The following is a 24537-nucleotide window of genomic DNA, read 5'->3' as shown; positions in this document are numbered from 1 at the left end:
AAAATGCGTTATAATGGTTAGGTAATGAGGTGAGGGTATGACTTTAGATCAAATGAGTCCTCAGACATTAGTACAGATTGTTGCTGTGAATGGAAAGGGACTTTTAAGAAGACGTTTATTAGAAATGGGTTTAACACCCCATACATTAGTTAAAATTAGAAAAGTAGCACCTATGGGGGATCCAATAGAAGTCTATTTAAGAAGTTATGTTTTGACTTTGAGGAAAGAGGATGCTTCTTTAATTGAAGTAAAGGTGGTAGATCATGATTAAGAAGATTGCTTTGATTGGAAATCAAAATTGTGGAAAAACAACTTTATTTAATGCTTTAACTGGTTCTTCACAACATGTCGGTAATTTTCCAGGTGTCACAGTAGAACAAAAAACAGGGTTTATAAAAAAACATAAAGATGAACTTGAATTGATTGATTTACCGGGTATTTATTCTTTGTCACCTTATACTTCAGAAGAAATAGTTTCTATTCGTTATTTATTAGAGGAAAAACCATGTTTAATTATTAATATTATTGATGCGACAAACATGGAAAGAAATCTTTATTTAACAACTCAATTATTAGAATTAAATATTCCAATGATTCTTGTTTTAAATATGATGGATGAAGTTATTGTAAGTGGTAACAGTATTGATATTGATGGGCTAAAAGAACGTCTTGAAATGGATGTTGTACCTATTTCAGCAAGTAAAAATGAGGGTATTGAAGATGTTATTACTGCGATTGAAAAGAACTTAGATCAATCATCACATCATATTGATATTTGTCATGGCGTTGTTCATAAGGCCATTCACTCTATATCGCATATTGTTGAACAGAGTGCTCAATCTTTGCATTTACCTTTGCGTTATTGTGTTACAAAAATCATTGAAGGTGATGAAGATATGTTTGATAAGTTGCATATTGATCAAGGAGATCGTCATATTATTGAGCATATTCTAGAAAAAATGGAAGAAGAAGCAGGAACTGATCGTGAAGCAGCTTTGGTAGATATGCGTTATTCTTTTATTGAAGATGTTTGCCATCATACAGTTTTTATTGAAAGTGAAACCAAAGAACAGATTCGTTCAGAAAAAATCGATCGTTTATTAACACATAAATTTTTAGGTATCCCTATTTTTATTTTGATTATGTTATTTATTTTTTATTTGACATTCTCACTTATAGGTGCACCTTTGCAAGATCTTATGGATAGTCTTATAGGACAGTTTTCTAATTGGATTATTCATCTTTTGGAAGTTAATGATGTAGCCTATTGGTTGCGTTCTTTAGTTGGTGATGGTATTTTGGCAGGAGTAGGAAGTGTTTTGTCGTTTCTACCTGTAATTGTGATTTTATTTTTCTTTTTATCTATGCTGGAGGATAGTGGTTATATGGCCAGAGTAGCTTTCGTTATGGATAAGGCATTAAGAAAAATAGGACTCTCTGGACGCTCTTTTGTACCTATGTTGATTGGTTTTGGATGCAGTGTTCCGGCCATTATGGCAACACGTACTCTATCCAGTGATCGTGATCGTAAGATGACCATTATTTTAACACCTTTTATGTCATGTAGTGCCAAACTTCCTATTTATGGAATGATTATTGCTGCTTTCTTTCCACATAAAGCAGCTATTGTCATGTTGACAATTTATTGTATTGGTATACTGGTAGCGATTATTTCAGCAATACTTTTAAAAAATACCGTTTTTATAGGAGAGCCTGTTCCATTTGTTTTAGAACTCCCAGCTTATCGTATTCCAACTCTAAAAAATGTTTATTTAAATGTTTTGGATAAAGCTAAGGATTTTATTCATAAAGCATTTACAATTATTTTTATGGCTTCTATTGTTATCTGGTTTTTACAAAGTTTTAGCTTTACATTTGATTTTGTTTCTGATAGTTCACAAAGTATTCTGGCTGCCATTGGTTCATTTGTATCACCGATCTTTGCACCACTGGGATTCAATGACTGGCGTGCTTCTACAGCGTTAATGACAGGAATTACAGCAAAGGAATCTGTTGTTTCAACATTGACCGTTTTAACACAATCTTCTTCAACGGCTGCTTTTAATCAAGCTCTTGCTGGTATATTTACACCTTTATCAGCATTTGCTTTCTTAGTTTTTACTGTCTTATATATGCCTTGCGTTGCTGCCTTTGCAGCAACCAGACGTGAACTTCATTCCTGGATACAAGCTATTTTAACAGTTTTATTTCAGACGGGTATGGCATATCTTGTTGCATTCTTAATTTATCAGATAGGACACTTATTCATATAGGAGGATAAAAGATGGATGAAAATTATAAAACATTATTACACATAAAAGAAAATCAGCTTATCAAAGCTTTTGAAAGAAATAATATGAGTTGTATGATTGTTAAAGACGAGGAAGAACTTCATCATTATTTAAAAAATATTTTGACAGATCAAAAGAAAGTTGCTGTTGGTGGGAGTGTGACACTTACTCAATTGGGTGTGATAGATTTGATTAAGAAAAGTGATGTTCATTTCATTGATCGTTATGAAGAAGGACTATCTCAAGAACAGGTTGTAGAAAGATTACGTGAAGGTTTATTATCTGATATCTTTATAACAAGTACCAATGCTTTGACTATGGATGGGTGCTTATATAATGTTGATGGACGAGGAAATCGTGTATCAGCAATGATTTTTGGACCTAAAGATGTTTATGTTATTGCGGGATTAAATAAGATTTTCATCAATGAACAGGAAGCAATCAATCATATTCGTGAATATAGTGCACCAGCCAATGCTTTACGTCTGCATAAAAAAACACCATGTACACGTGTAGGAAAATGCCAAGATTGTTTGAATGAAGATCGTATTTGTTCAAGTTATGTCAAATTAGGTTATCAAGGACAAAAAAATCGCATACACGTCATTATTATTGAAGAAAATATTGGATATTAGGTGGAAACTATGAAAAAAACAGGAATACTTTTTCCTATTTCGGCTTTACCAAGCCAATATGGAGTAGGAGATTTTGGTAAAAGTGCATATCGATTTGTTGATAAGATTGCTCAAGCACATATTCATATATGGCAAATTCTGCCATTGAATCCTTTAGGATATGGGAATTCTCCTTATCAGCCATTATCAAGCCATGCTGGTGATGAAATCTATTTGGATATTGAAACATTAATTGAAGCAGGTTTATTGAAACAGAATGAAGTCAAAGAGGAAGTCAATCAGACTTTATATGTTGATTATACGAGTGTCAGAAAACAAAAAGAGAAATATTATCAATTGGCTTTTTCACGTTTCCATGCTGATGACAATTATCATGATTTTGTAGAAAAAAATCATTCTTGGTTATATCCTTACGCTATTTTTCGTGTTTTTAAAACGCATCATCAAGAAAAATCATGGATTGAATGGGAAGAAGAATATAAAAATTATCATCATGATTATACGTTTTCATTATTACCTTTTACTAAGGAAATAGATTACCAGATGTTTTTACAGTATTTCTTTTTCCAGCAATGGCAACAATTAAGAGATTATGCTCATCAAAATAACATTGAAATTATTGGGGATATGCCTATATATGTTGGCTTAGATTCTGCTGATGTCTGGCAAAATCGTGAAAGTTTCTTATTAGAAGAAGATGGAACACCTTCATTTGTAGCAGGAGTACCTCCAGATTATTTTAGTAAATTTGGACAAAGATGGGGAAATCCTCTTTATGACTGGGAATATTTGAAAAAACATCATTATGCCTTTTGGGTGGATCGTATGAAGGCTTCTCAACAGATGTATGATCGTGTCAGAATTGATCATTTTAGAGGGTTTGATACTTATTGGAAAATACCAGCCAGTGAACCAACAGCTGTCATTGGAAAGTGGATTGAAGGACCTGCATATGATTTGTTTGATGCCTTATATGCTCAAGTGGACCATTTATCTATTTTAGCTGAAGATTTAGGTGATTTAAGACCAGAAGTTTATGAGTTGAGAGATCATTATCATCTTAAAGGAATGTATGTTTTTCAGTTTCATTATGCTTCAGATTTTGATTTTTCAAAAGTTGTTGTATATAGTGGTACACATGACAACGATACTTTAAATGGGTGGTTAAAGACCATAAAAAAAGAAGAATATAAAACATTGGAACAACAATTAAAAAAATATTCAGAAAAACATTTGTATCAGAAAGTATTGCATTATTGTTTGGATTTGGAAGCTGAAGAAGTCATTATTCCAGTTTGGGATATTATGGGAAAACAGAGTGATTGTCGCTTTAATGTACCTGGTCAAATTGGTTCGCCTAACTGGGAATATCATTTGATAGATTTTCAAGAATTTGATGTCTACCTTGAACAATTCTCGCATATGATAGTAGAGAGTCAAAGGGGAGATTATGCATGAAAAAAGCGATTGTTCTTGCTGGAGGAGGAGCCAAGGGAGCCTATCAAGCAGGATTTATGAAAGCCATTGATGAATCAAAATGGGATTATCAGATTGTGACGGGAACATCTATTGGAGCTTTGAATGCTTGTTTATTAGCTCAAAAGGATATAGATGTTCTTTTGCATTTATGGGAAACTGTCGATGAAAAAGATATTTTTTCCAATGAATTGCCAACAATAGGTGGTGATTTAGAAACAATGTTGGATCAATCTCATCTTGCTATTTCATTTTTTAAAACTTATGTGAAAGAAAAAGGTGCAGATATTACACCCTTAAAACACTTGATTAGACGATTGTTAAAGGAAGATGTGCTGCTTCAATCATCCATTGATTTTGGTTTATGTACTGTTCATTATCCATCACTCAAGCCGCTCTATATCACAAAAGAAGAAATGCCACGTCAACATATTTATGATTATCTCTTGGCCAGTGCTTCATGTTTTCCTTTATTTCCCATCCATCATTTTGATAATCAGTCTTATATAGATGGTGGCTATTTTGATAATGTTCCAATAGATTTAGCACTTGCTATGGGAGCTGATGAAGTTCTTGTTATAGATTTGGCGTATCCAGTGAAACATTCTCATTATCTCCATCGTCCATCTATTCACTATACCCACCCACAAATAGAACTTCATGGCTTTATGGATTTTTCTCGATCTTCACTTGATCGATTGATTCGTTTGGGTTATCTTCAAGGTCAAAAAACAATGAAAAAATATGTTGGCAATTGTTATACGTTTTTACCTTTTCAAACGTCTTTGTTTGATATCATATATCATGAAGTTCTTTATACAGAAAGAAAGATAAGAGAATATACAAACAGCAGCAGTCAAGATCATTTGTATCAACGTTTTCTGGAAACACATTTTCAAGAACCTTTAATGATACAAGATTATTTATATGTTATTCTTGACTGGATTTGTGAACTGCTGGAAAGGGATATTAGTTATGCTTATCGTTTTGATATATTGACTGAAGATATATTGAAAGATTTTCAAGAATATTGCCAAAGTGATTTTTCAAAGGTTTTCTTAGGTGATTGGCATATTGTAGAACATTTGAATGGTCGAGGTCTGGTTGGGGTTATTCTTCATTTATTACTTTATCCAGAACATGATAAAATAGGTATAGAACGTCTTATGACATTATTTGATAAACAATATATGATGGCTCAATTGATAAAGTGGCTCTATATAAAAAAGCAAAGTTTATAAGCTTTGCTTTCTTTTGGTTTTATCATAAATAATTTTTAATCCTTTAAAAGTTAAATCTGCATCATAAATATCTATGAGGGCAGTTTCTTTTGCTATCATTCTTCCTAAACCACCTGTCGAAATGACTTTCATATCTTGCTGATATTCTTTTTTGATTTGTTGAATTAAATATTCAGTTTGACCAATATATCCAAAAAAGACACCTGATTGCATACTTTTAATTGTATTTTTAGCAATTACACATTCAGGTTTTTGAATTTCTATTTCAGGCAATTTAGCAGCCTGTGAAGAAAGAGCATTGGCACATATACCAATACCTGGAGCTGTTGCTCCACCTAAGAATTCGCCTTGATGGCTGACAACATCATAAGTTGTGGCTGTTCCAAAATCAATGACCAGACAGGGACCACCATATGTATAATAAGCACCTACGGCATCAACTAAACGATCGGCACCTAATGTAGAAGGGTTGTCAATACGGATATCAATACCTGTTTTGACACCAGGTCCAATAAAAATAGGTTCTTTAAATAAATATTTTTTGATAGAATTTGTAAATGAATAATTAATTTTAGGAACAACACTACTAATGATGATATCATCAATATCTTTAACAGTAATAGCTGAAGCATTTAAAAATGATAAAAGCATAAAACCATATTCATCAGATGTTCTTTGAAATTTTGTTGTTAAACGATAAGTTCCTATCAAGAGATCTTCATGATAGATTCCCATTGTAATATTTGTATTTCCAATATCAATAACAATTAACATTTTTGTTCCTCCCATTTTTTCATCTGATTTAAGATTTCAAAAGCGAGTTCATTTTTACTCATTATATCATAATGATGAATAGACTCACTTGTAAGAATGCTGACAACATTGGTATCACCTTGAAAACCAGCTCCTTTTGTTTTTAAATGATTAGCTACAATCATATCGCAATTTTTCTTCAGTAGTTTTTCTTTAGCATTTTCAATTAAATCCTGTGTTTCCATTGCAAAACCACAAATAATCTGATGTGGTTTTTTATGCTGACCCATTTCCAAAAGAATATCTTGATTTTTTTGTAACTGTAATGTCAAAGTATCTTCATGTTTTTTGATTTTTTCCTGAGCTATATTTTGACAACGATAATCTCCTACGGCTGCTGACATAATGATATAGTCAAAATCCTGAACACGATTGATAATTTCATCATGCATTTGTTGAGCCGTTATAATATCAATTGTTTTGACACCATAGGGTTTATTTAAGTGAGTTGGTCCACTGATTAATGTGACATCCCCACCCATTAAAAAGGCACTACGGGCTAAAGCATAACCCATCTTACCACTGGAATGATTGGTGATAAAACGAACAGGATCAATGCTTTCTTGAGTTGGACCGGCACTCACAAGAATTTTTTTATTTTTTAAAACTTTAGGTGTGAACATATAGTCAATCATTTCTAAAAGAATATCTTCATCAGCCAACTTTCCTTTACCGACATCCCCACATGCCAGTAACCCAGAAACAGGTTCAACAAATGTGACTCCAGCATCTTTTAGTATTTGCATATTTCTTTGTGTGATTGCATTTTCATACATATGAACATTCATTGCAGGGGCAATGAGTTTAGGACATGTTGCCGCAAGAAAAGCACTTGTCAGCATATTATCAGCCATTCCGTAAGCCAGTTTCGCAATGGTATGTGCACTGGCAGGAACGACCATAAATAAATCAGCATCTTTGACAATATCAACATGTGTAATGATGGCAGGATTTTCATCATCAAATGTATCGACATAGACTTTACGTTTGGTTAGTGATTGAATGCAGATAGGAGTTATAAAACGTGTAGCACTTTCACTCATCATCACTTCTATCTGATATCCTTTTTTGATCAGATCACTAATCAGTTGAACACTTTTAAATGCGGCAATACTGCCAGTTATTCCAATAATGATTTTTTTAGACATTTTTTCACCTTATTTCTTAAATTGAATGAGTATACGAGAAACAATAACTGCAATGATTGTTCCAACAGCCGCTTCCAATAATCCCGTTGTTGCGATAATTGTCAGTAGATAGGGAAGAAGCTTAGTCAATGACAATCCTATAGCTGTAGCATATTGATTGCCAAAAAAAAGATATATTCCTCCTAAAACAAGGATTGTATTAGTCATAGCACCCACCAGAGAACCTAAACACATGGCTGGTATGGGATGGCTTTTTCCTTTTTCATAAATCAGACCGGCAATATATCCAATACATACTCTTGGCATAATCGCAATAACAAGACTCCATAATGAGCCACTGATAAAAGGAGAAAAGACAAAAGATGTTATTGTTGGTTGAATGGTATTGATAATCAAGCTGGATAAACCAAATACCAGACCAATTTGCGCTCCTTGCTTTTTTCCTAAAACAATCCCAGCAATGATGACGGGAATATGCAATGTTGTTGCACGTAAGGGACCAATAGGAATAAATCCTAAAAAGGGAACCATGACCATGAGAATCTCAATAGCGATAAAAAGTGACATCAAAGCCAGATTCCTTGTTTTTTGTTGATTCATTTGTTACCTCCACTGTCATTTCATTTATGAATACGACGTTTCATTATTTTGATCAAAAAGAAAAGTTAGTGCTTAAAAAAGTCACTACTATAGCATTCTTTTTTTCATCTCACATTATACATGTTTATGCTTACAAAAGCAATCATAGAATGAATTTATAAATAATAATGATTACTATTATCAAAAAGTTCTTGCTTTCTTATTTTTTAGGTGTATAATGAAAGTAGATGAATAAGGAGGAAAAAATAATGACAAAATGGATTTGTAAAGTATGTGGATATGTTTATGAAGGAGAAAATGCTCCTGACCAATGTCCAGTTTGTAAGGCTCCAGCAAGTCAATTTGAAAAAGTAGAAGAAAAGAAATCAAAATATGCTGGAACAAAAACAGAAAAGAATTTAATGGAAGCTTTTGCAGGTGAATCTCAAGCCAGAAATAAATATACTTATTTTGCTGAAATGGCTAGAAAAGAAGGGCTGGAACAGATTGCTGCAATTTTTGAAGAAACAGCAAATCAAGAAAAACAACATGCGAAAATGTGGTTTGCTGAATTTCATGGCATTGGATCAACAGATGAAAATTTAGAAGTGGCAGCAGCAGGAGAAAACGAAGAATGGACTGATATGTACAAACGTATGGCTGAGGAAGCAAGAGAAGAAGGATTTGAAGAATTGGCTGTTAAGTTTGAAAATGTTGGAAAAGTTGAAAGATCTCATGAAGCCCGTTATTTAAGATTATTGAAAAACTATAAAGAAGGAAAAACGTTTAAAGGTGATGCTCCAAAAGGATGGAAATGCAGACAATGTGGTTTCATTTATGAAGGAGAAGAAGCACCTGAAAGATGTCCAACATGTGGTTATCCAAAAGCTTATTTTGAAAGAATGACAGAAAATTACTAAAAAAACTGATGATAACATCAGTTTTTTTCATATGATTCAACAAGGGGTCTTTTTGATAGACCGGTTTTGTTTTTAAGTGTAAAGAACATAATAAGAAAACCTAAGATTGTTAAAATACCAACAAAAATTAGCATACTGTTTAAGCCAAAAGTATCTTGTAAAATACCTCCAAAAATATTACCTATTGCTGCTCCTAAACCAGTAGACATCATCGCAATCATTGTTTGACCCATCATTTGATCATTTTCTGCTAAATGATCATTGACATAATAAGTGATGGTTGCGGTAAATAAACCATAAGAAAATCCTTGAAACATCATACCAATTAAAAGAATAGGAAGTGACGGAGCTAAACAGATCATAAAGTTTCTAATAAGATAGAATCCTGCACTGGCAAGGATGAGTGTTTCAGCACGATATTTTTTTAATAAACGGAAAGTCACAGACATCAAAGGCATTTCACTGGCTGCCATGCAAAACACAGCCACACCATATAAAGACGTGCTTCCACCTAAGTTTTTTACAATATTGATTAAATAAGTTGACAATGATGTTGAGGCAGCTATCATCAGAGAAAAAGCAACCAGAATCATAAAAAATGTACGATAATTTTGAATGATTGAAAAAGCTGTTGATTGTTTTTCTTTGGTATCTTGTTGATGTGTCTGATAATCGGGCATAGAAAAAAGCATATATAATAAGGCAATACTTGAAATAAGATGAGCAAAAATAATGATTGTTGGATTAAAGAGTTCAATCAACTGACTAATGACGATAGCTCCAGTTGCATAGGCAATTGAACCAAGTCCACGTGATAAACCAAAATTAATATATTGTCCATCTTTAAGATAATTCATACACAGCATGGATAAAAATGGAACAATGGAAACAACGGTACTTAATAAAAGAATATAAAATAACATAATCACCCAAATAGGTGTTGTGATAAAAAATAAACTGATAAACATACCAAACATCAGTAAGTATAAGATAAGAATCAAATTTTTAATATTTAAACGAGGGATTTTGGATAAAAGCGATGAGATGAATGGAGAAAAAAAGATAGAAAAGATGGCTCCACCACCACTGACAATACCAATGTCAGTATTGCTTAAACCTCGATATTGTAAAAATATAGCTATATATCCATAAATAGATAAATAGGATACCCAAAAAAGAATGTGTACAAAATTATATTTCATTTGTAAAGATTTCATGTTTTTATTTCCCTCCCACATAGCGATTTTATCATATCAAAAAATCTATTTATTATGATTTTTTTTCAGAATATGAAATTATTTTCTTTCATCACTGACAGGACTGGATAAAGGATGTCTAGAGTCATTTTTTTTATCATAACTGACCTTGTTTTGGATGTTTTGATCGTAATCTTTTTGAAAGATACATGAGAAAATGATGTTCAATAAATATTCAATAGAAATCTGAGAAGCAAATGGTGCAATCTTGGTAAAAATCTTTTCTCTTGAACCAATATTTAAAATATAGTTTGCATAATGTGATAAACGATTATTACCAATGGATGTTAAAATAATCATAGGAGTGCCTTTTTCCTTTAATGTTTGGGCAATCTGAATGTTTTCGTTTGTTTCACCAGAATATGAAATAATCATGGCAATATGATTTTCATTAGAGTTATATGATTGAAATATCTGTTCACCATGCAGGATTTTTAAATTGACATTTCTTGAAATACGCATCATCTTATGTTGAAAGCTCATGGCTGCCAGAAGTGAATTGCCTGAACCATAAATATCTATATGATCATGGGTATACAGTAAATCAACAATTTTTTCTAACATTGAAAAATCAATGAGTTTAATTGTATCAGCAATGACTTCTTGATATAAGGAAGACAGTTTATGACAAATCATTGGATAACTATCTTCTTTTGAAAAAGGAAAATTGACATCAATACGATCTGTATGATGTAAATCATATTGAAGTTCAGCTGAATATTTGATTTTAAAATCATTATAACCTTCTAACCCCATCTTTTTACAAAGTCGAACAATGGTCGCAGGAGAAGTATAAGTCTGTTTCGCTAAAGTTTTGACAGACATACTTAAAACATCTTCGCCATGATTTAAAATATATCGGGCAATTTGTTTTTCAGATTGAGAAAATTCTAGTTCAAATTCTAATTGTGTCATTATACTCATTGTTATCACCAAGTCTATTATAACATGAAACAAAGTTTCATAGTAGTTGATATTTTCATGTTTTGTATGAAACGATCATATGTTAAAATATGTAGGAGGAGGCGATGTTGATGGATTTAAAAGAAGCTATAGAAAAACGTCATAGTGTTCGTCAATATATAAAAAGACCTTTGTCTTTAGAAATCATTGAAGAATTAAAAGGAAAGATACAAGAATGTAATCAAAGAAGTGGTTTACATATTCAGCTCATAACTAATGAACCACAATCATTTCAAAGTCGTCTGGCACATTATGGTCAATTTGAAGGGGTTGAAAATTATATTGCATTGATTGGAAAAAGAAGTCAAGATTTAGAAGAAACATGTGGTTATTATGGTGAACATCTTGTTTTATTTGCACAACAATTAGGTTTAAATACATGCTGGGTGGCTTTGACTTATAAGAAAATGATTTCATGTATGCAAATGAATCCTGATGAAAAGCTGGTTGCGGTTATCGTAGTAGGGTATGGAAAAAATCAGGGAAAGTTGCATCGTAGTAAAACAATAAAGGATGTTGCTAAAGGAGATGAACCTTTTCCAAAATGGTTTCAAGAAGGAGTCAAATATGCATTATTAGCACCGACAGCTTTGAATCAACAAAGATTTCAACTGATTTATCATCATCATAAAGTATCAATCAAAGCAAAGCGAGGATTTTATACAAAGATTGATTTAGGTATTGTCAAATATCATTTTGAAATAGGTGCTGGAAAAGAAAATTTCCAGTGGGAATAATTATGAAACAATGTTTCATAATTTATATAGAATTTTATAAAATATGAAATTATTTTATAAAATAATGAAAAAATATTTACTCAAAGAAGAATATCTTTTACAATGCCTTTATAAACAAGAGGAGGATTTATAGATGATAAAATTACCAAAAGATTTTTTCTTTGGTGCAGCAATGTCTGGACCACAAACTGAAGGAAGTTATAATGTAGGAGGAAGACTACGTTCTTATTGGGATATGTATTCTGATATGGAAATTAATGCTTTTCACAATAATGTGGGATCATATGTCGGAAATGATATGTATCACAAATATGAATCAGATATTCAATTATTAAAGAGTATGAATTTTGAATCATTTAGAACATCAATGCAATGGACAAGATTACTGGATCAAGATGGCAATATTAATCCTGAAGGAGCAAAATGGTATCATCAGTTGATTGATTGTGCTCACGAAAATGGAATTGAAATATTTATGAATATGTATCATTTTGATATGCCTGAATATTTAGTTAAACGTGGTGGATGGCAAAATAGAGAAGTTGTGGAAGCGTATGCTAATTTTGTGAAAAAGGCAATGGAAGAATTTGGTCAGAAAATTAAATACTGGTTTACTTTTAATGAACCTATTGTAGAACCAGAACAACAATTTTTACATGGCACTTGGTATCCATATCAAAAAGATTTTAAACAATCAATCAATGTTCAATACAATATTACTTTAGCACATTGTTTAGCAGTCATGAATTTTAGAAAGCTTCAAAAAGAAGGAAAAATTCGTAAAGATGCAAAAATTGGGATGATTAACTGTTTTGCTCCACCATATACAAAAGATAATCCATCTGCTGAAGATTTAGAAGCCGTGAGAATAACAGATGGTTTACATAATCGCTGGTGGTTAGATGTTGTGGCACATGGACATTTACCTGAAGATGTTTTAGATACAGTGGAAAATGACTGGAAAGTTGAAATCAATCGCCGTGTTGGAGATGAAGCTATTTTAGCTCAAGGAAAAGTTGACTGGTTAGGATTTAATTATTATCAGCCAACACGTGTTCAGGCACCAGATTCAAAATTCGATGAAAATGGATTGCCATGTATTGCGAAACCATACATTTGGCCTGAAAGAAAAATGAATGTTCATCGTGGATGGGAAATTTATCCTAAAGGAATTTATGATTTTGGTATGAAAATCAAAAAAGAATGTCCTGATTTACCATTTTTTATTTCAGAAAATGGAATGGGTGTTGAAGGTGAAGAAAAATTTATGGATGAAAATGGTGTTATTCAAGATGACTATCGTATAGAGTTTGTTAGAGATCATTTAGAATGGATTGCAAAAGCCATTGAAGATGGAGCGAATTGTTTAGGTTATCATTACTGGGGTGCAATTGATAACTGGTCTTGGTGTAATGCGTTTAAAAATCGTTATGGATTTGTAAGAGTGTGTCTTGATGATGGTTATAAACGTAAAGAAAAGAAATCTGCCAGCTGGATGAGAGAAGTAGCTCGTACAAAAGAATTTGAATAAAGATTGTCTGCAATGACAATCTTTTTTTGAAACAGAGTTTCATATTTATATATAATATATTATCTTTTATGAAACTTCATTATAAAGTCAGTGAACTGCGTTTACTCTTGAAATAATTTATTATAAAATAATTGGTAGAGAATAAGGAGGAAGAAATTGTGGAAAAGAAAATGCCAAAAGGTTTTTACTGGGGTGGATCAGTATCTTCATTTCAAACAGAAGGAGCAAGAAATGAGGGAGGTAAAGGTGTCTGTGTTTATGATGTCAGACCAATGAATCCTGAATTTTCAGATTGGAATGTAGCAATTGATGAATATCATCGTTATGATGAAGATATTGCATTAATGAAAGAAATGGGATTTAATTTTTATCGTTTTTCTATTTGCTGGTCAAGAATTATTCCTAATGGAACATTAGATGAACCAGTGAATGAAGAAGGTGTCAAATTCTATAGTGATTTAATTGATAAGTTATTAGCTGCTGGAATTGAACCAATGATTACATTAGTTCATTTTGATATGCCTTATCATTTAGTGAAAAACTATAATGGTTTTGCATCTCGTTATGTTGTTGATTGTTTTGAAAGATATGCTAGAGTATGTATTGAAAGATTTGGAGATCGTGTCAAACATTGGATGAGTTTCAATGAACAGAATTTACATGGTATGATGTTAAGAGTTTCTAATGCAGAAGAAATTCCTGAAGGTGTCAGTGAAGCTAAACATTTATATCAAGTGAATCATAATGTTTTCATTGCTCACTGTAAAGCTGTTAAAGCATTAAGAGAATTACAACCAGATGCTAAATTCTGTGGTATGGCTGCTGTTACAAATATTTATCCATATACAAATACACCTAAAAATAATTTATTTGCATGGCAAGCTTATCAATATATGAATGGTTTCCATGTTGATGTCTTTGCGAAAGGAAAATACCCTGATTATATGGTTGCTTATCTTGAAAATAGAGGATGGATGCCTCATTTTGAAGAAGGTGACGAAGAATTATTGAAATATACTGTTGACTATATTGCATTCAGTTATTATCGTTCTAATACAATTACTGAAGGAGAATTTGATTTAGAAAGACCTTATCATGAAGTTGTCAATGAACATATTGTGAAAAATCCACATTGTGAAGCCAATGAATGGGGATGGGAAATCGATCCGATTGGATTTAGATGGACATTGAATGATTTACATGTACGTTCTGATTTACCTGTTTTCGTATTGGAAAATGGTGTAGGTTGGCGTGAAGATATGACTCAAGAAGAAGTTGATGCTATGCTTGCTGCTGGAAAAACAATTGAAGATGACTATCGTATCAATTATCATAGAGATCATATCAAAGAAATGGAAAATGCGATGTTTGAAGAAGGTGTTCCATGTCTAGGATATATTACATGGGGACCAATTGATATTTTAGCAAGTATGTGTAATATGGATAAACGTTATGGATTTGTTTATGTCAATAGAACAAATAAAGATATGCGAGATTTAAAACGTATTCCTAAAAAATCATTCTATTGGATTTCTAAAGTCTTTAAATCTAATGGTGAAGATTTAGATTAAAATGATGGAAAAGATTCACTTGTGATAGTGAGTCTTTTTTATTTTTGAAAAAAGATTTAAAGAAAAGAAGATGACTTTAGCACATTGGACTTGACAGTGCTAACGAGAAGGTGTAAGATACTATTAGCACAAAAATGGGTAGAGTGCTAATAAAGGAGATGTAATTATGGCAGAAAAGAAACAATTTAAAGCTGAATCACAAAGATTATTAGATTTAATGATTAATTCTATTTATACACATAAAGAAATCTTTTTAAGAGAATTAATTTCTAATGCAAGTGATGCTTCTGATAAATTATATTATAAAGCACTAACTGAAAATTTAAATGGTATTTCAAGAGAAGATTTATCTATTCAAATTGTGATCAATAAAGATCATCGTATGTTATCTATTATTGATCAAGGTATTGGTATGAATGCAAAAGAATTAGAAGAACATTTAGGAACGATTGCTAATAGTGGTTCTTTTGAATTTAAACAGGCATTAGAAAAAGGACAAGATGATGTTGATATTATTGGACAATTCGGGGTTGGATTCTATTCAGCATTTATGGTTGCTCATAAGGTTGAAGTGATTTCTAAAAAATTTGGAGAAGATCAGGCTTATATCTGGGAATCTGATACAAGTGATGGATATACTATTAATGAAACAGATTATCCAAATCATGGAACAAGAATCAATTTATACTTAAAAGATAATACTGATGATGAAAATTATGATCAATATTTAGATGAATATGAAATTCAAAGATTGGTTAAGAAGTATTCTGATTATGTTCATTATCCTATTAAAATGGATATGACAACTTCTAAGAAAAAAGAAGATAGTGATGAATATGAACAAGTGATTGAAAATAAGACATTGAACTCAATGGTTCCTTTATGGAAAAGACCTAAAAAAGAAATTACACAAGAAGATTATAATGAATTCTATAAAGATAAATTTAATGATTTCAGTGATCCATTATGTGTAATGCATAACAGTGTAGAGGGAACAATTTCATATGATTCATTATTATTTATTCCTTCTAAACCACCAATGAATTATTATTCACAAGATTATGAAAAAGGGTTGCAGCTTTATTCACGTGGTGTCTTTATTATGGATAAAGCGAGTGAACTTGTACCAGAACATTTTAGATTTGTTAAAGGTTTAGTTGATTCACAAGATTTATCATTAAATATTTCTCGTGAAATGTTACAACATGATCGTCAATTAAAGATTATTGCTGATAAAATTGAAAAACGCATTCAAAGTGAATTGGAAAAAATGTTAAAGAATGATCGTGAAAAATATGAAGAATTCTTTAAAAACTTTGGATTACAGTTAAAATTTGGTATTTATAACAGCTATGGTATGTTAAAAGATAAATTACAGGATTTATTGTTATATTATAGTGCCAATGAAAAGAAAATGATAACTTTTGCTGAATATGTTGAAAATATGAAAGAAGATCAAAAAGAAATCTATTTTGCCAGTGGTGAAAGTTATGAAAAGATTGATCATTTACCAACTGTAGAAATGGTGAAAGATAAAGGTTTTGATATTCTTTATATGATTGATAATGTGGATGAATTCTGTATTCAGATGTTAAGAGAATATAAAGAAAAACCATTTAAAAATATTAATCAAGGTGATTTAGATATTGATAGTGAAGAAGAAAAGAAAGAGTTAGAAAAAGTCAGTGAAGACAATAAAGATTTGATTTCAACACTTAAAGAAGCATTAAAAGACAAAGTTCAAGATGTGAAAGTTTCTGCTCGTTTAAAAACACATCCTGTTTGTTTAGTAAGTAGTGAAGGTGTGTCTTTTGAAATGGAAAAAGTTCTCAATCAAATGCCAGATGGACAAAACATCAAAGCAGGAAGAATTTTAGAGATTAATCCAAATCATGCTATATTTAATGCTTTACAGTCTTTATTTGAAAAAGATAAAGAAAAAATTAATGATTATGCTTCATTATTATATGATCAGGCTTTATTGATTGAAGGATTTAGTATTGATGATCCTGTTGAATTCTCTAATAAAGTTTGTCAGTTAATGGTAGATGCTAATAAATAATAGATGGAAAGAAACGATTTTGATTTTCGTTTCTTTTTTTATGCTATAATAAAAATAGGTGAGGCATATGAAAAAAAGAGGAATTATTTTATTGATGATATGTTTATGTCTAATAGGATGTCAAACAAAGGAAAAATCAAATATCACAGTCTATCGTTTAAGCAGATACTACGACTGGTTTTTAAATGCAGACTTTTATCAAAATATTATTCATTATGAAAAAGAAGATGATATATCTATTGATAGACAATATGGAGAAAACATATATATTAAAGATGATTATTTATTTATTGAAGCTGATGAAAAACAGGCTCAGGCATTTTTAGAGAAGAATCAGCAATTCATGACAGAGGTCATTCAACAATTCAATGATTTAGAAACATCCGTAAAAATAAATGAAGATTATTCTCAATTGACGATTACGATGAGTCAAGATTTTATGCGAGATATCTTTTCTAAAAAGAATTTTGATTATAGTGGTCATTTATTAGGACTTATAACAATGGTCAATACAGAGCGTATTTTTATAACGAAAGACAGTGATATTCCTATTGATGTACAAATTATTAATGGACAAAGTGATTATCAAGTATCAAAAGCTTTATTTCCTTATGAACCTCTTGAAATGACAACAGAAGATTGGCAAAAGAGTCAGAGTCAGAATGTAGAAACTTCTTCATCAAAGAAGGGATATAGCCGTATTTTGATGAAAGTTGTTGATAAAACTGAAAACCAGATTTTCTTTGAACCGTTAGACCATCAACTTTATCCAGATACAAAACTTTGTTTGTGTTTAGACAGTGTTTACAGTGAGGATGTCTATTTGCCTTATCAAATAAATGAACAAGATACGTTTTATCTAGAACTTGATGGAATGTATGCTTTGCATGAAGATGGTGATCATATTCAAGATATTGCACCATTATCAATCATTCCTTCACAATATCTCAGTGAAGAAACATTGCAAAAGGATTAAATCAAGATTATAATAAATAGGGGTGGTATTTATGGAATTACAGGAAGTATTAGAAAAAAGAAAAAGTGTGCGTAGACATTACCTTCAAAAGCCAGTAGAAAGAAAACTTATAAAACAGATGATTGAAGCAGCTATATTAGCACCTTCATGGAAAAATTCGCAGGTGACACGTTATTATATTGCTGAAAGTGAAGAAGCTAGACAGGCTATTAAGGCTGCTTTGCCAGAATTTAATCAAGAAAATGTAGGTGATGCTCCAATACTTATTGTTTCAACGATTGTTTTAAATCGTTCTGGTTATAATAAAGATGGAACTCCAACAAATGAATTAGGAAATGGCTGGGGTTATTATGATTGTGGTATGCATAATATGAATCTTATTTTAAAAGCAACAGAGTTAGGATTATCAACGTTAGTGATGGGGATTCGTGATGAAAAAGCTATTCAGGCATTTTTCTCTATTCCAGAAAATCAAGCTGTTGTGAGTGTGATTGCTGTGGGATATAGTGACGAAGAAGTCCAAAGACCTCCACGAAAAGAATTTGCAGATATTGTTGTCATGAAATGAGGATGATTATGATTATTATATATATTATTGGTGGATTGCTTTGTTTATTTTTGACAATTTATATTTTGGATTATAGAGAGAAGATGGCATCAAAAATAAAACAAATCAAGGAACAAAAAAATGAAATTCAAGAGTTAAATAATCAATTGGATGATTTACAATGTCAACTTGATTTAATGGAAGAACCGATTCAAAAGCTTCATGATGTTAGTGAACAAATTTTATTTTATATGAAAAAATAAAATAAAATTTATATATTTTATAAAATTAGTTCTGTTTTTATGTTTAAATAGAAAATAATAGATGAATATTGAGAAAAAGCAAAAAAAGTATTGACATGTTTAATCAAATGCATATAATAGAAGCATATCAAAAAATTCGATGAAAAAGAGAGTAGTTTAAACAAATATAAAGCGAACTGATGTTGGTGTGAGATCAGTATAGGCGTTTAAATGAACCGCACTTTGGAGAACGATACTTGAATGGAGTAGGGTATTGAGTGAATCTGCTTTAAGGATAGAGGTGGATATATCTTTGATATATCAAAAAGAGTGGTACCGCGATAATTTCGTCTCTTAGTTAAACTAAGAGGCGTTTTTTTATGAAAAGGGGGATTTCATGATGAGGTTGATCTTACGGTGACATTCACAAAAAAATGGATAAAAAATAAAAATAGAGGAAAGATGAGGGAAAGAAAATGAAAAAATTATTTAAAGGATTATTAGTAGCCGCTATGGCATTAACAGTAACAGCTTGTGGGGGAAATGAAAAAGAAACAACTGATACACAAGCAAGTTCAGGAAAAGAAGTAAAAGAAATTCATGTTGCAGTATCTCCAGACTATGCACCATATGAATCTTTAGATACTGATGGAAATATTGTAGGATTTGATCCAGATATGGTAGCTTTATTTCCAAGTTATTTAAACGATGATAAAACAGAATATAAATTTACATGGCATCAAATGTCATTTGAAAATATTGTTTCTCAAGTACAAAGTGGTCAAATGGATTTAGGTGTTTCTGGATTTACTTATGATGAAGACAGAAAAGTTGAATGGTCTAAACCATATACTGCCACAGCTCAAGTTGCTGTTGTGAATAAAGATTCTGATATTAAGACAGTTGCTGATCTTGAAGGAAAAGTCATTGCTGCACAAAGTGGAGCAACAGGTGAAGATGCTGCGAAGTCAATCAAAAATGCTAAAGTTGTTTCTGTTTCTAATGTGCAAGAAATTTTTAGTGCTTTAACAAGTCATCAATATGATGCCGTTGTTGTAGACTTGGCAGTTGCTCAAAATTATGTCAAAGAACAAGGCTTTGTAATGTTAGAAGAATCTTTGTTAGATGAAAAGAATTATATTATTGCTAAAGAAGGAAATGAAGATATGATTAATTTGGTTAACAAAGCTTTGGATCAGTTTTTAGCAAGTGATGATTATACACAATTATGTGAAAAATATGGTTTAAAACAATTAGAAGAATAGATGAGAAAGGGGATAGAATATGTTTACAGCTTTTTGGGACATACTCACTATAGACAATTTGATATATCTATTTAAGGGGGCAATGGTGTCATTAAGTATGGCAGCTCTATCCCTTTTTATTGGATTGATTTTTGGTATTCTAGGAGCTTCAGCAAAGATATCAAAGAATAGATTATTAAGAATATTAGGAAATATATATGTAGAAGTCATTCGTGGAACACCGATGCTTTTACAAATCATGCTGATTTTTAATGTTGTTCCTATTATTGTTACGCAGATTACAGGTGAAGTTTTTAGAATGAATTATTTTCTCATTGGAGTTGTTGCCATGAGTATTAATAGTGGGGCATATACAACAGAATTAATCAGAAGTGGTATCAATGGTATTGATAAAGGACAATGGGAAGCCTGTGAAACTTTAGGGTTATCAAGATGGCAAACAATGCGTCTTGTTATTTTACCACAGGCATTTAAAAGAATCGTGCCACCTTTGATTAGTGAATTTATTACCTTGATTAAGGATTCATCATTAGTCAGTATTATAGGTCTTGTTGAATTATTAAATTCTGCTAAAGTATTAGGAAATCAATATTATGAATTTATGTCACCTTATTGTTTGGCAGGAGTTTATTATCTTGTTATGACTTTGACTATTTCATATATAGCAAAGAAAATAGAAAGGAAGTTGGCAGTTAGTGATTAAAGTAGAGAATATTGTAAAACAATTTAATGATTTAAAGGCTGTTAATGATGTTTCCTTAGAAATTAAAAAAGGGGAAATCGTTTGCTTGATTGGTCCTTCTGGTTCTGGAAAAAGTACAGTGCTAAGATGTATTAATGGATTAGAAAAACCAGAAAGTGGTCATATCTATGTTAATGATCAATTACTTGATGAAAAAGATAGTGAAAATTATAAAAAATTAAGAGGATTAAAGGGATTTGTTTTTCAACATTTTAATCTTTTTCCTAATATGACAGTTTTAGAAAATTTGACTTTAGCCCCTATTCAAGTGATGAAAAAAAGCAAAGAAGAAGCAGAACAAATAGCTTGTCAATACTTGGAAAGAGTGGGTCTTCTTGATAAAAAAGATGAATATCCAAATAAATTATCAGGTGGACAAAAACAAAGAGTTGCAATAGCCAGAAGTTTATGCATGAGTCCAGAAATTATGTTGTTTGATGAACCAACAAGTGCTTTGGATCCAGAAATGGTTATTGAAGTTTTGGAGGTTATGCAGGAATTAGCCAATGAAGGAATGACAATGGTTGTTGTGACACATGAAATGGGATTTGCACGTACAGTTGCCAATCGTGTTATCTTTTTGGAAGATGGAAAAATTGTTGAAGAAAATAATGCTGAAGAATTCTTTAAGCATCCTAAAACACAAAGAGCACAAGATTTTTTAAATAAGGTTATGCACTAATGAAAATTAACGAATTTAAAGTAGAAACATGGATGACTGATCATGAAAATGACTGTCAATATAATTTGACAGAAACATGTGTGTCATCCTTAACTTTATCAGAACTTCAACAATTTGTATCAGAAAATATCAGTGATCATATCATGTCTATGAAAATGGATTATGGACCTATTGTAGGTTCTCAACGTTTAAAAAAAGCCATTTTATCGTTATATGAAACGGGTGATGAAAGTCATATCACTATTACTCATGGGGCCATTAATGCTAATGAATTGGTCATGATGAGTTTGCTGGAAGCAGGAGATCATGTAATCAGTTTGTTTCCTACATATCAGCAAATGTATGATTTTCCTTTATCATTAGGTTGTGAAGTTTCTTTGATTACCTTAAAAGAAGAAAACGAGTGGTTACCAACTATTGAGGATTTTCAATCATGCATACAAGATAACACCAAAATGATTTGTTTAAACTCACCTAACAATCCAACTGGAACAACAATTCCTTTGCCTTTAATGAAAGAAATCATTGATTTGGCTAAGGAACATCACTGTTATATTTTATGTGATGAAATTTATCGAGGGGTTGATACAAAAGCTTGTGGTTTGTATCCCTCATTCAGTGATTACTATGATCAGGCGATAGTCACACAAAGTTTGTCAAAAGTATTTTCTTTTGCCGGATTAAGACTAGGTTGGATTAAAGGCCCTCAAGAAGTGATTGATTTGATTAATTATCGTCGTGACTATCATATTATCAGTAGTGGACCTTTAGATGATTATTTGGCTTGTCTGATTTTAGAAAATAAAGATGAGATTTTAAAACGTAGTTTAAGCATTTGTCAGAAAAATAAAGATATTCTTCAACGATGGTTAGATCAAGAACCACTTGTTTCGTGTGTTATTCCACGTCATGGAACAGTTTGTTTTTTACATTACCATGTGGATATGCCTTCAACACTCTTTTGTGAAAAGTTGCAAAAAGAAACAGGTGTCTTCTTTGTTCCGGGAAGTGCCTTTGATGTGGAATATCATTTAAGATTTGGATTTACACAAGATGAACAAATCATGAAAGAAGGTTTAATGACTTTTTCACGTTGGTTAAGACAATTTGATCAAAAGCCTATTTCCATTGTGTTATAGGCTTTTTTTATGTTTATAAACAAATTGATAGACAAAATAAAATGAAAAAACAAGTGTTGAAAATAATCCTATTAACATGACGATAGCGACACTTGCAACATGAAAGCGAGGAATTAAAATAATTAGACAAACTAGTTCAATGAAAACTTCTAAAGTACTCATCATAAACATTTCTTTATTTTTATTGAGTGCCTGTAATGTGGCACTTAAGGGTGTCTGTAAATAAAAAATTGTAAAAGGAATACACATATACTGAAGATACTGATATCCTTTGGTTGTGTTGTACATGATTTGAAGACAGATATCACCATAAAAGTAAAAGATCAATGTAAAAGGAAGACTAATGAAAAAGCAAACGATAAGACTATAGAAAACATGTTTTTTAAGTGCATCGATGCGATTATAAGCAAGATCTTTATTTAAAATAGGAATTAACAGTCTTAAAATCACATTGTTGAAAAAAGTAGGTGTCACAAGTAATGAAATGACATAACCACTTATTATTGCATATTGAAGATGAATTTGGGTTTCTTCAATATGTAGTTTTGTCAAAATCGAAACAAGAAGAATGGGTTCTAAAAAATTGTAGCCAACATGCAGCAGTCTTGATCCTGTTAAGGGTAAAGCAATATTCATCATATCTTTGAATAGAAAGTGACTTTGAAAATAGGAAAGGGGATGATAATGCCAGTTGACTTTCCTTTTTAAACGTAACATTAAAAAAAGAATAGAAGTGATTTCCCCAATACTCATAGCAATAATAGCAATGCTGACTAAATAGGGCATGGGAAGATGATGAAATTTTTGGATGACAATATAAGTAAAAACAATACGAGAAACTTCTTCAAATAATTGAGCAAGTGAAAGATTCCAGACATCTTCTTTTCCTAAATAATAGTTTTTGATAATACCACTTATTCCTACCAGAGGAATAAAGGGAAGCATACATAAAAGTGGAAAATAAGCATCACTTTGTTTTAGAAAATAAACAGCTATTATTTTTGAAAAACACAAAAGTGTGCCCATAATACATAAACATGTTATAAAACATATACATAATGCTGAAATAATAATCTTTTTGTTGTTGTATTTGGGATGTGAAATCAAGCGAAAAACTGCAGATGGAACGGAAAACTGGGCTAAGGTAATGCATAAAGATAATGTTGGAATAACCAAAATATAAAGTGCCATTCCATTTTCATCTAAAAGTCGTGATAAAAGCATACGATTGAGTAATGAAAAGACTTTGGTGATGAGGGTACTGGCTGTTAAGATGAGAAATGAATTAATCAATTTTCTTTTCATAAAATACTTCCTTTATTGTCGAATTTCCTTTATAATAAATATGTTAATTATTTAAAAAATATGTTAGGAAGTGCAGTCAATGGAAATCAATATTAAGAATAACTTGCCACTAGATATTCTTTTTTTAATTCGTATAAAAGCTAATGAATTTAAAAATGAAGGGGTTCATGACATTAATAGTTATGATATAAAGGATTATCTTTATTCTATTAAATGGAAAGATGTAGAAACAAAAGCGATGTGTGATGTGATTGATGATATTATGTCTTTGCGTTTCTCTGAGGTTTTTGATTATTTAAAGATGAAAGTCATTAAAGAAGCATCAACGATGAAAATTGATGATTTTAGTGATTTTATTGCGAAATAGTGCCTCTAACTTCTGTGATGTTAGCAGGACTTTTTTATTTAAGAAATAA

Annotated in this window: 24 protein-coding genes and 1 other annotated feature; of the genes, 18 read left to right on the top strand and 6 right to left on the bottom strand. The window is 31.3% G+C overall.

Going from position 1 to position 24537, the window contains the following annotated elements; genetic code table 11:
* The first annotated feature begins 37 nt into the window (after positions 1-37).
* Genes KEC48_RS05210 through KEC48_RS05190 form a run of 5 tightly spaced genes read left to right on the top strand, consistent with a single transcriptional unit; the run spans position 38 to position 5643 of the window.
* Complete coding sequence (locus KEC48_RS05210; RefSeq protein WP_087358914.1) at positions 38-271, top strand: FeoA domain-containing protein; 234 nt, start codon at positions 38-40, stop codon at positions 269-271.
* A complete protein-coding gene (gene feoB, locus KEC48_RS05205; protein ID WP_211964793.1) occupies positions 264-2273 on the top strand; it encodes a ferrous iron transport protein B in 2010 nt (669 codons plus the stop codon). The genes KEC48_RS05210 and feoB overlap by 8 nt, the downstream gene beginning before the upstream one ends.
* A gap of 11 nt (positions 2274-2284) precedes the next feature.
* Positions 2285-2926 carry a lactate utilization protein gene (locus KEC48_RS05200; RefSeq protein WP_211964792.1) on the top strand — a complete coding sequence of 214 codons (642 nt, stop codon included), beginning with the start codon at positions 2285-2287 and terminating at the stop codon, positions 2924-2926.
* A 9-nt stretch (positions 2927-2935) separates the two neighbouring features.
* Positions 2936-4384 (top strand): 4-alpha-glucanotransferase, encoded by a 1449-nt coding sequence (gene malQ / locus KEC48_RS05195; RefSeq protein ID WP_211964791.1) that lies wholly within the window; start codon positions 2936-2938, stop codon positions 4382-4384.
* Positions 4381-5643: a patatin-like phospholipase family protein gene (locus KEC48_RS05190; RefSeq protein WP_211964790.1), complete on the top strand. Its 1263-nt coding sequence runs from the start codon at positions 4381-4383 to the stop codon at positions 5641-5643. The genes malQ and KEC48_RS05190 overlap by 4 nt, the downstream gene beginning before the upstream one ends.
* On the opposite strand, the gene KEC48_RS05185 is transcribed toward KEC48_RS05190, so the two are convergent.
* From KEC48_RS05185 to KEC48_RS05175, 3 genes are read right to left on the bottom strand one after another with little or no spacing between them, the layout of a single operon-like run.
* A complete protein-coding gene (locus tag KEC48_RS05185) occupies positions 5638-6417 on the bottom strand; it encodes a type III pantothenate kinase (RefSeq protein WP_087358923.1) in 780 nt (259 codons plus the stop codon). The genes KEC48_RS05190 and KEC48_RS05185 overlap by 6 nt on opposite strands.
* Complete coding sequence (gene coaBC, locus KEC48_RS05180) at positions 6411-7604, bottom strand: bifunctional phosphopantothenoylcysteine decarboxylase/phosphopantothenate--cysteine ligase CoaBC (protein WP_087358925.1); 1194 nt, start codon at positions 7602-7604, stop codon at positions 6411-6413. The genes KEC48_RS05185 and coaBC overlap by 7 nt, the downstream gene beginning before the upstream one ends.
* Positions 7605-7613: 9 nt before the next feature.
* Positions 7614-8204, bottom strand: a complete 591-nt coding sequence (locus KEC48_RS05175) for an ECF transporter S component (protein WP_087358927.1) — start codon at positions 8202-8204, stop codon at positions 7614-7616.
* A 248-nt stretch (positions 8205-8452) separates the two neighbouring features.
* Between KEC48_RS05175 and rbr the strand changes: the two genes are divergently transcribed.
* Positions 8453-9103: a rubrerythrin gene (gene rbr / locus KEC48_RS05170; protein ID WP_087358929.1), complete on the top strand. Its 651-nt coding sequence runs from the start codon at positions 8453-8455 to the stop codon at positions 9101-9103.
* A 17-nt stretch (positions 9104-9120) separates the two neighbouring features.
* Here the strand turns inward: rbr and KEC48_RS05165 are convergent, their stop codons facing one another.
* Together KEC48_RS05165 and KEC48_RS05160 are read right to left on the bottom strand one after the other, a co-directional pair.
* Positions 9121-10320 (bottom strand): MFS transporter, encoded by a 1200-nt coding sequence (locus KEC48_RS05165; RefSeq protein WP_087358931.1) that lies wholly within the window; start codon positions 10318-10320, stop codon positions 9121-9123.
* 78 nt (positions 10321-10398) lie between these two features.
* The gene (locus KEC48_RS05160) at positions 10399-11283 is read right to left on the bottom strand and encodes a MurR/RpiR family transcriptional regulator (RefSeq protein WP_087358933.1); all 885 of its coding nucleotides are present in this window, start codon (positions 11281-11283) and stop codon (positions 10399-10401) included.
* Positions 11284-11393: 110 nt separating this feature from the next.
* On the opposite strand from KEC48_RS05160, the gene KEC48_RS05155 reads away from it, so the two are divergent.
* The 11 genes from KEC48_RS05155 (at position 11394) to KEC48_RS05105 (ending at position 22816) form a co-directional block, all read left to right on the top strand.
* On the top strand, positions 11394-12059 hold the full coding sequence (locus KEC48_RS05155) for a nitroreductase family protein (protein WP_087358935.1): 666 nt from the start codon (positions 11394-11396) through the stop codon (positions 12057-12059).
* Between the two features lie 133 nt (positions 12060-12192).
* Positions 12193-13590, top strand: coding sequence for a glycoside hydrolase family 1 protein (locus tag KEC48_RS05150; protein WP_211964789.1), 1398 nt, complete (start codon positions 12193-12195; stop codon positions 13588-13590).
* Between the two features lie 158 nt (positions 13591-13748).
* Entirely contained in the window at positions 13749-15161 is a 1413-nt protein-coding gene (locus KEC48_RS05145) for a glycoside hydrolase family 1 protein (protein WP_087357888.1), read from the top strand.
* A 166-nt stretch (positions 15162-15327) separates the two neighbouring features.
* Positions 15328-17223 (top strand): molecular chaperone HtpG, encoded by a 1896-nt coding sequence (gene htpG / locus KEC48_RS05140; protein ID WP_087357887.1) that lies wholly within the window; start codon positions 15328-15330, stop codon positions 17221-17223.
* A 67-nt stretch (positions 17224-17290) separates the two neighbouring features.
* Entirely contained in the window at positions 17291-18199 is a 909-nt protein-coding gene (locus tag KEC48_RS05135; RefSeq protein WP_087357886.1) for a hypothetical protein, read from the top strand.
* A gap of 31 nt (positions 18200-18230) precedes the next feature.
* Positions 18231-18767, top strand: coding sequence for a nitroreductase family protein (locus KEC48_RS05130; RefSeq protein WP_087357885.1), 537 nt, complete (start codon positions 18231-18233; stop codon positions 18765-18767).
* A gap of 8 nt (positions 18768-18775) precedes the next feature.
* Positions 18776-19009 (top strand): hypothetical protein, encoded by a 234-nt coding sequence (locus KEC48_RS05125; RefSeq protein ID WP_205089106.1) that lies wholly within the window; start codon positions 18776-18778, stop codon positions 19007-19009.
* A 130-nt stretch (positions 19010-19139) separates the two neighbouring features.
* Positions 19140-19346 (top strand) — a binding site (T-box leader).
* Positions 19347-19464: 118 nt separating this feature from the next.
* A complete protein-coding gene (locus tag KEC48_RS05120) occupies positions 19465-20253 on the top strand; it encodes a transporter substrate-binding domain-containing protein (RefSeq protein WP_211964788.1) in 789 nt (262 codons plus the stop codon).
* A gap of 19 nt (positions 20254-20272) precedes the next feature.
* Entirely contained in the window at positions 20273-20956 is a 684-nt protein-coding gene (locus tag KEC48_RS05115; RefSeq protein ID WP_283092213.1) for an amino acid ABC transporter permease, read from the top strand.
* Positions 20949-21677: an amino acid ABC transporter ATP-binding protein gene (locus KEC48_RS05110; RefSeq protein ID WP_211964784.1), complete on the top strand. Its 729-nt coding sequence runs from the start codon at positions 20949-20951 to the stop codon at positions 21675-21677. The genes KEC48_RS05115 and KEC48_RS05110 overlap by 8 nt, the downstream gene beginning before the upstream one ends.
* Complete coding sequence (locus KEC48_RS05105; RefSeq protein ID WP_211964782.1) at positions 21677-22816, top strand: aminotransferase class I/II-fold pyridoxal phosphate-dependent enzyme; 1140 nt, start codon at positions 21677-21679, stop codon at positions 22814-22816. The genes KEC48_RS05110 and KEC48_RS05105 overlap by 1 nt, the downstream gene beginning before the upstream one ends.
* Here KEC48_RS05105 and KEC48_RS05100 read toward each other — a convergent pair.
* Positions 22811-24121, bottom strand: a complete 1311-nt coding sequence (locus tag KEC48_RS05100) for an oligosaccharide flippase family protein (RefSeq protein ID WP_211964780.1) — start codon at positions 24119-24121, stop codon at positions 22811-22813. The genes KEC48_RS05105 and KEC48_RS05100 overlap by 6 nt on opposite strands.
* Positions 24122-24200: 79 nt before the next feature.
* Between KEC48_RS05100 and KEC48_RS05095 the strand changes: the two genes are divergently transcribed.
* Positions 24201-24488, top strand: coding sequence for a post-transcriptional regulator (locus KEC48_RS05095; protein WP_087357878.1), 288 nt, complete (start codon positions 24201-24203; stop codon positions 24486-24488).
* The last annotated feature ends 49 nt before the right edge of the window (positions 24489-24537 follow it).

It is taken from the genome of Clostridium sp. C1 (assembly GCF_018223625.1).
Classification (GTDB): Bacteria; Bacillota_I; Bacilli_A; order Erysipelotrichales; family Coprobacillaceae; genus Allocoprobacillus.
Note: the sequence above shows the minus strand (reverse complement) of the source record. Positions and strands in the feature narration are given on the sequence as shown.